This window comes from Deferrisoma palaeochoriense, from assembly GCF_054656955.1.
Window position 1 is genome coordinate 26,015 of the sequence record NZ_BAAHXI010000048.1, and the last position, 6,530, is coordinate 32,544.

The window sequence follows — 6,530 nt, forward strand, 5'->3', positions numbered from 1 at the left end:
GAAAAAACGCCCCTCGCGGGGCACGAAACCCGGCGTAAGAAAACATAGGGCCCGTGTGGTGTCAAGCGAACCCGAAACGGCTTTTGCCGGGCGAAGGGTTGCCTCGCCCGATCGAAATCGTACACTGGGTCCGCTCCCTTCCCCCGTGATCCGGAGATCCCATGGCACGCCACCTCCATATCGACCCGTGGAACGGCATCGCCGGCGACATGTTCCTGGCCGCGCTCGTGGACGCGGGGGCCGACCCGGAGGAGATCCGGCGGGCGATCGCCTCGACCCGGTTGGCCGGCGTGCGCGGAATCGAAGTTTCGTTTCCCGAGGTGACCTCCCACGGGCTTCGGGGCCGGGCCCTTCGGGTGCGGGTCGAACCGCCCGAACAGCCGCCCCACCGTCGCGCCGCGGAACTGCGGCGGGCGATCGCGGGGGCGGACCTCCCCCCAGGCGTCCGGGACCGGGCCCTCGACCTCCTCGACCGGCTCGCCCGGGCCGAGGCCCGGGTCCACGGGGTCGATCCGGCAGACGTGCACTTTCACGAGATCGGGGGCGCCGACACCGTGGTGGATCTGGTGGGCGCGGCCGCCGGGCTCGACGCCCTGGGGGTGGACTCCGTCTCCTGCGGGGTCCTCCCCCTGGGCCGGGGACAGATCCGATCGAGCCACGGGGTGCTGCCCTCCCCGGCGCCGGCCACCCTGGAACTGCTCAGAGGGGTCCCGGTCCGCGGGGTCGAGGCCGAGATGGAAACGGTGACGCCCACGGGTGCGGCCCTGGCCGCCGGGTTGGCCGGGAGCTTCGGCCCGGCACCCGCCCTCGCCCTGGAGGCCGTGGGGACCGGGTTCGGCACGACCCGTCTGGAGGACCGGCCCAACTGCCTGAGGGTGTGGCTGGGCCGCCGGGACACCGTCGCCGGCGACGAGGTGGTCCTTCTCGAAACGAACCTCGACGACATCCCGGGGGAGCTCCTCGGGCCCGTGATCGGCGCGCTCCTCAAGGCCGGGGCGCTCGATGCCTGGATCACCCCGATCCTGATGAAGAAGGGACGGCCGGCCCACCTGGTGGCGGCCATTTGCCCCCCGGAGCGGGAACCGGCGGTGGAGGAGGCGTTCTGGCGCCACACCACCACCCTCGGGGTGCGAAAGAGCCGCTGGTCCCGGGCCTGCCTCGAGCGCACCTGGACCACGGCCGAAACCCCCTGGGGCCCCGTACGGGTCAAGGTCGGCCGGAAGGGAACCGAAGTCTTCCAGCGCGCCCCCGAGTACGAGGACTGCCTCGCGATCGCCCGGCGCCACGACGTCCCCCTCAAACTCGTGTACGAGGCCGTCTGGCAAAACATGGGTTGACTTTTCCCCCCGCAGGGCTATCCTCCCGCAAACGTCGTTTCATACCAAGTTACGTTCAAAGCTACCGTTTCCTGATTCGGCCCGGCAGGGGGCCTGGTGGAGCGCCGGGCGTGGCTCCTACAGTAGCCGGATGCCGCACTCACGCACGGACGGAACCAGGCCCCTTGCCGGGCTTCGGGCTGGGTGTCTGCTTGAAGGCACCTTGGTATCACATCGAAGGAGGTCTTGGGCATGCGCATCCTGTTCGTCGAACCCCGCCCCCCTCGGCCCCACGTGTTCAGCCGGATCCGGCTGCCGCGGCTCGGCCCGGTGCTCCTGGGGACCCTGCTCCGGGATCGGGGCCACGAAACCCGGGTGGTGGTGGAAGAGGTCCGGCCGCTCACCGAAGACGATCTGCGGTGGGCCGATGCCGTGGGGATCTCGAGCCTCACCACCACGGCGGCCCGGGCCTACGAGTGGGCCGACCGGGCTCGGGCCCTAGGGAAGTTCGTGTTCCTGGGGGGCCCCCACCCCACGTTCCTCCCGGACGAGGCCCTGGCCCACGCCGACGCGGTGGTGCGGGGCGAGGGGGACGAAGCCGTGCCCGACCTGATCGAGGCCTTCGCGGCCGGCCGGCCGTTCGGGCGGATCCCCGGGCTCACCTTCCGGGACGGCGACCGCGTGGTCCATACGCCCGACCGGCCCCTCCTGGAGGACCTCGACGGCCTGCCCACCCCCGACTTCTCCCTCGTGGAACACTGGAACGGCCGGCGGGTCACCCCGGTGTCCACGAGCCGGGGCTGCCCGTTTCGGTGCCGGTTTTGTTCCGTGATCCCCATGTTCGGGGCCCGGTACCGGTTCCAATCGGCCGAACGGGTGCTTGCCGACCTGGAGGCCTACGCCCGAACCACCGACCACGTGTTCTTCTGCGACGACAACTTCGCGGCCCACCGGGGCCGCACCCGGGAGATCTGCGAGGGGATCCTCCGACGGAATCTGCGCCTCGAGTGGTCGGCCCAGGTGCGGGTGGACCTCGCCCGCGACCGGGAGCTCGTGCGCCTCATGGCCCGGTCGGGGTGCTGGTGCGTGTTCGTCGGGCTCGAGTCGGTGAACCCGCAGACGCTCGCCGCCTACGACAAGCGACAGACCGTCGAAGACATTCGCCGGGCCGTGGCCACGTTCCGGGACGAGGGGATCTGGGTCCACGGCATGTTCGTCATCGGGGCCGACACGGACGACCCGGCCACGGTGCGCGAAACCGTCCGGTTCGCCCGGGAGGCCGGGATCGAAACGGTGCAGTTCCTCGTCCTCACTCCTACTCCGGGCACCGGCCTCTACGACGACATGGCCGCCCAGGGCAGGCTCCTGACCCGACGGTGGGACCTCTACGACGGCCACCATGTGGTGTTCGAACCGGCGCGGTTCACCGCTCACGAACTCCAGCGGGAGGTGGTGCGGGCCCACGTGCGCTTCTACAGCCTGGGCAAGGTGGCGCGGGCCGCGGCGGGGCGCCGGTGGCTCGAGGCCGCGGTGGGGCTCCACGCCTGGCACCACGCCCGGCGGTTCCGCCGGAGTGGCCGCCCCTTCGCCCGGGACCTGCGGGCGCATGTGGTCGCCCACCTTCACGCGGTGCGAAAGGGGTTGGGCCTCGAGCGCGTCCGGCGCCTGGCCCTGGTCACCCAGGGGTTCCCGCCGGAGCACCTGGCGTTCCTGCGGCGCCTGGCCGAGGGCCTTCGGATCTCGGTGGTGGACATCGCCGAGGCGCCCGAAACCCTCCTGCGCAAACTGGGCGACGCGATCCCGGCTGCCGACGCGATCCTCGTGCCGGCCCAGGCCGAGTTCCCGACCGGTACCGCCAACGCCGGTCCGTTGCGGGCCCTTCGAAAGGGCCGCACGCTGGTGCTCGGCGTGCCCGCCGACCCGGCGGAGTTCCGCCGGGCCTGCCGCGACCTGGCCCTGGGGCTGGCGGGCACGGCCCGTCGGGGGCTTCGCGCGTACCGGCGGGCCCTCTCCGGGGAGCCCGACGGAACCGCGGACGCGGTTTGACACCCGGTTTCCCCCCCTCCTAGAATCCGGTAACGTCTCCGTCCGGGAGCCCATCCAAGGGGGTGCCGATGGGATCGGGCATCCGCGACTGGCCGGAGGAGGACCGGCCCCGGGAAAAGCTTCTCGCCCGGGGCGCCGACGCCCTCACCGACCCGGAACTCCTCGCCATCCTGCTTCGCACGGGCACCGGGGGCGCCTCGGCCCTGGACCTGGCGCGGGCGGTGTGGGCCGCCTTCGGCGGCTCGTGGGACGGCCTCGCCCAGGCGGCCGGCGCCGAGATCGCCCGGCATCCCGGGGTGGGGCCCGCCAAGGCGGCGGCCGTTATGGCGGCGCTCGAGATCGGGCGGCGCATGGGTTCCCGTCGGCTCGCCGCACGGGAGCCGTTCCGGGCGAGCCGGCAGGTGTTCGAGCATTTCTCCGGCCGACTGCGGGAGGTCAAGAAGGAACGGTTCTACTGCCTCCTCCTGGACGCCCGGAACCGCCTGCTACGGGAGGAACGGGTGAGCGAGGGCACCCTCACCCAGAGCCTCGTGCACCCCCGCGAGGCGTTCCGGGCCGCCGTGCGGGAGGCCGCCTCGGCCGTGATCTTCGCCCACAACCATCCGAGCGGCGACCCGACCCCGAGCGCCGACGACCGGGACCTCACCCGCCGGCTCTGGGAGGCCGGCCGGCTCCTGGGGATCCGGGTCCTGGATCACGTGGTCCTCGGGGACGGGCGCTACTACAGCTTCGCCGACGAGGGGGAGTTTCCTCCGGCTTGACCGCCCCCCCTCGCCCCCTTCCACGGAAAGGACGGTCGTTCGCCCATGGTCCTACGCCCCCGACTGCTGCCGCTCACCCTCGCGCTCGTCCTGGTCGCCGCCCCCCTGGTGGTTCGCCCGGCCATGGCGGCCGACCGGCTGGTGGTACTCCCGTTCGAGATCTACAACGCCCCCGACCTGGACGCCCTGAAGCCCGGTCTCGAGGCCGCCCTGGCAAGCCGGCTCGACGGCCCCGGCTACACCGTGACCCGGGCGCACGAAGCCCGGCCCGAGGACTGGACGGTCCGAACCACGGTGACCCGGCTCGGTCCCACCTACAGCCTGGACGCCGCCCTCGTCCCCCCGGAGGGTGCCACGGCCGAGGGGACCCGGTCGTACCGCACGGTCAAGGCCCCGGAGGAGCTTCTCGGCGCCCTGGAGGCGGTGGCCGGGGAACTCCGGCAGCACCTCTTGCGCCACGTGCAGGCCCGCCCCTCCCCCTCCCCGTCGCCGGTTCCCGCGGCCCCGGAGCCGTCCACGACGGCCCCCAGCCCGGCGTCCCCCTCCGCCGTCGCGCCGGCCACCAACCCCCTCGCCTCGCCCCGGGTCGGCTCCGCCGTGGACGGGGACGCCCTCGGTCTCGCGGCCGCCGACGTGGATGGGGACGGGACCACCGAGATCCTGGTCCTCACCGGGGACGGACTCACCGCGTACCGGGACACCGGGCAGACCTTCGTGAAACTCTGGGAGACGCCCGTGCCCCCCGGCATCCGGCCGGCCCTCGTGTCGGCGGCCGACCTCGACGGAAACGGCAAACCCGAGGTGTTCGTGGCGGGGATGAACGGCACCCATCCGGTGAGCCAGGCCCTCGAGTGGTTCGGCTCGGCCCTTGCCTCCAAGGGAGAACGCATCTCGGGGGCCGTGAAGGCCTGGCCCCGGCCGAAACCAGAAGCCGTCGTGGCCCGCCCGGGCGTCGGAAAGGATCTCTTCGACGGCTCGTTCCGGCGGCTTCGATGGACGGGGGCGGCCTACGAGCCGGGGGACGTCTTGGAACTGCCGCAGGCGGCCCTGCCCGTGAACCTGGATCCGGTGTCCCTCGGCCCGGACACCCCGGGTTGGGCCGTCACGACCCAGTCGGACCGGCTGCGCCTGTACGACGGCACCGGCACCGAACTGTTCGAGAGCGCCGACCCGGTCAAGGGGAGCCGGGTGGCCCTCCGCGGCGAGGAACGGGTGCGGGACTACCAGGACGAGGATTACTACCGGGTCCACGGCCGGACCCTCTCGCGCCTCGCCGGCACCGAACCCCAGTTCGTGTTGTTCCGCAACCACGGCACCCTGAGCCGGGTGTTCCAGCGGGTGGCCGCGTTCTCCCACGGCCAGGCGCTCCTGTGGAAGTGGGACGGGCTCACCCTCGTGCCGGTGGCCGAGGGGCCCAAGGTGCCGGGGGCGTTCGTGGACATCGATTGGGACCCCACGGCGGGGGGAAAGCGGTTTTACGCACTTCTGGTCCAGACCGAGGGAACCCTGTTCCGCAAAGAGCGGCACCGGCTCCTGGCCTACGATCTGCCGTGACCGGCTCCGGCGGTGCGGCACCTTGACAGGGCCGGCCGCCTGCATATATAAAGCGCCCCTTCCGGCGGTGTAGCTCAGTTGGTCAGAGCAGGCGGCTCATATCCGCCGAGTCCGGGGTTCAAGTCCCTGCACCGCCACCAAGACCAAACGGCCCGCCGCGTTTTCCGCGGCGGGCCGTTTTCTTTGGCTCCGAAGACAGAACCGCGCCTCACCTACGCCCCATTCTCCCGGTCGAGCACCCGGCGCACCTCGGCGGCAAGCTGCCGCGGCGACACCGGCTTGGCCAGGAGCACGGCGACCCCGGCCGCCGCCAGCTCCTCGGTTGTTACCGCCGAGGCGTACCCTGTGCACAGCACCACGGGAAGATCCGGCCGCTGCTGCCGACACCGCCGGGCCAGGGCGAGCCCCGTCATTCCCGGCATGGTCTGGTCTGTGATCAAGAGATCCACGGCCCCGGGCGAGCGCGAGAACCGCTGCCAGGCCTCCTCGGCCGAGAGCACCGCCTCGACCCGGTATCCCAAGGTCTCCAGGGTCTGGGCTAGGAAATCCGCCACCTCGAGCTCGTCGTCCACCACCAGGATCCGCTCCCCCCGTCCACGGGGCATCGTCTCCCGGGCGCCGACTCGTCCCTCCACCCGCTCCGCCCGCACAGCCAACGGGAGGTACACGCGAAACGTGGTCCCGCGCCCCACCACCGAGGAAACCCGGATCGTCCCGCCGTGCTGTTTGACGATCCCGTGCACCGCGGCCAGGCCGAGCCCGGTTCCCTTCCCCACCTCCTTGGTGGTGAAGAATGGCTCGAAAATCCGGGTCTGCACCTCGGGGGGAATACCGCACCCCTCGTCGGTAAGCG

At 72.1% G+C, this 6,530-nt stretch carries 5 protein-coding genes and 1 tRNA gene; 5 read left to right on the forward strand and 1 reads right to left on the reverse strand.

Translation table 11 applies throughout. From position 1 onward, the window contains the following. Positions 1-161 precede the first annotated feature (161 nt). The 5 genes from larC to ACYQ8L_RS13100 all read left to right on the forward strand — a co-directional run bounded on the left by larC (position 162) and on the right by ACYQ8L_RS13100 (position 5,817). Positions 162-1,337, forward strand: a complete 1,176-nt coding sequence (gene larC / locus ACYQ8L_RS13080) for a nickel pincer cofactor biosynthesis protein LarC (RefSeq protein WP_459942250.1) — start codon at positions 162-164, stop codon at positions 1,335-1,337. 231 nt (positions 1,338-1,568) lie between these two features. Continuing rightward, complete coding sequence (locus ACYQ8L_RS13085) at positions 1,569-3,362, forward strand: B12-binding domain-containing radical SAM protein (RefSeq protein ID WP_459942251.1); 1,794 nt, start codon at positions 1,569-1,571, stop codon at positions 3,360-3,362. Between the two features lie 68 nt (positions 3,363-3,430). Continuing rightward, the gene (gene radC, locus ACYQ8L_RS13090) at positions 3,431-4,123 is read left to right on the forward strand and encodes a RadC family protein (RefSeq protein ID WP_459942252.1); all 693 of its coding nucleotides are present in this window, start codon (positions 3,431-3,433) and stop codon (positions 4,121-4,123) included. A 45-nt stretch (positions 4,124-4,168) separates the two neighbouring features. Beyond that, positions 4,169-5,677, forward strand: coding sequence for an FG-GAP repeat domain-containing protein (locus ACYQ8L_RS13095; RefSeq protein ID WP_459942253.1), 1,509 nt, complete (start codon positions 4,169-4,171; stop codon positions 5,675-5,677). 63 nt (positions 5,678-5,740) lie between these two features. After that, positions 5,741-5,817, forward strand: a tRNA-Met gene (locus tag ACYQ8L_RS13100). Between the two features lie 72 nt (positions 5,818-5,889). Here ACYQ8L_RS13100 and ACYQ8L_RS13105 read toward each other — a convergent pair. Then, the coding region (locus ACYQ8L_RS13105) for a response regulator (protein WP_459942254.1) at positions 5,890-6,530 on the reverse strand (641 nt) is incomplete at its 5' end.

Excerpts from the sequence above, each read along its gene's own strand:
- ACYQ8L_RS13085 (WP_459942251.1), top strand. The coding sequence starts at position 1,569 with ATGCGCATCCTGTTCGTCGAACCCCGCCCCCCTCGGCCCCACGTGTTC.
- larC (WP_459942250.1), top strand. The coding sequence starts at position 162 with ATGGCACGCCACCTCCATATCGACCCGTGGAACGGCATCGCCGGCGAC.
- radC (WP_459942252.1), top strand. The coding sequence starts at position 3,431 with ATGGGATCGGGCATCCGCGACTGGCCGGAGGAGGACCGGCCCCGGGAA.
- ACYQ8L_RS13095 (WP_459942253.1), top strand. The coding sequence starts at position 4,169 with ATGGTCCTACGCCCCCGACTGCTGCCGCTCACCCTCGCGCTCGTCCTG.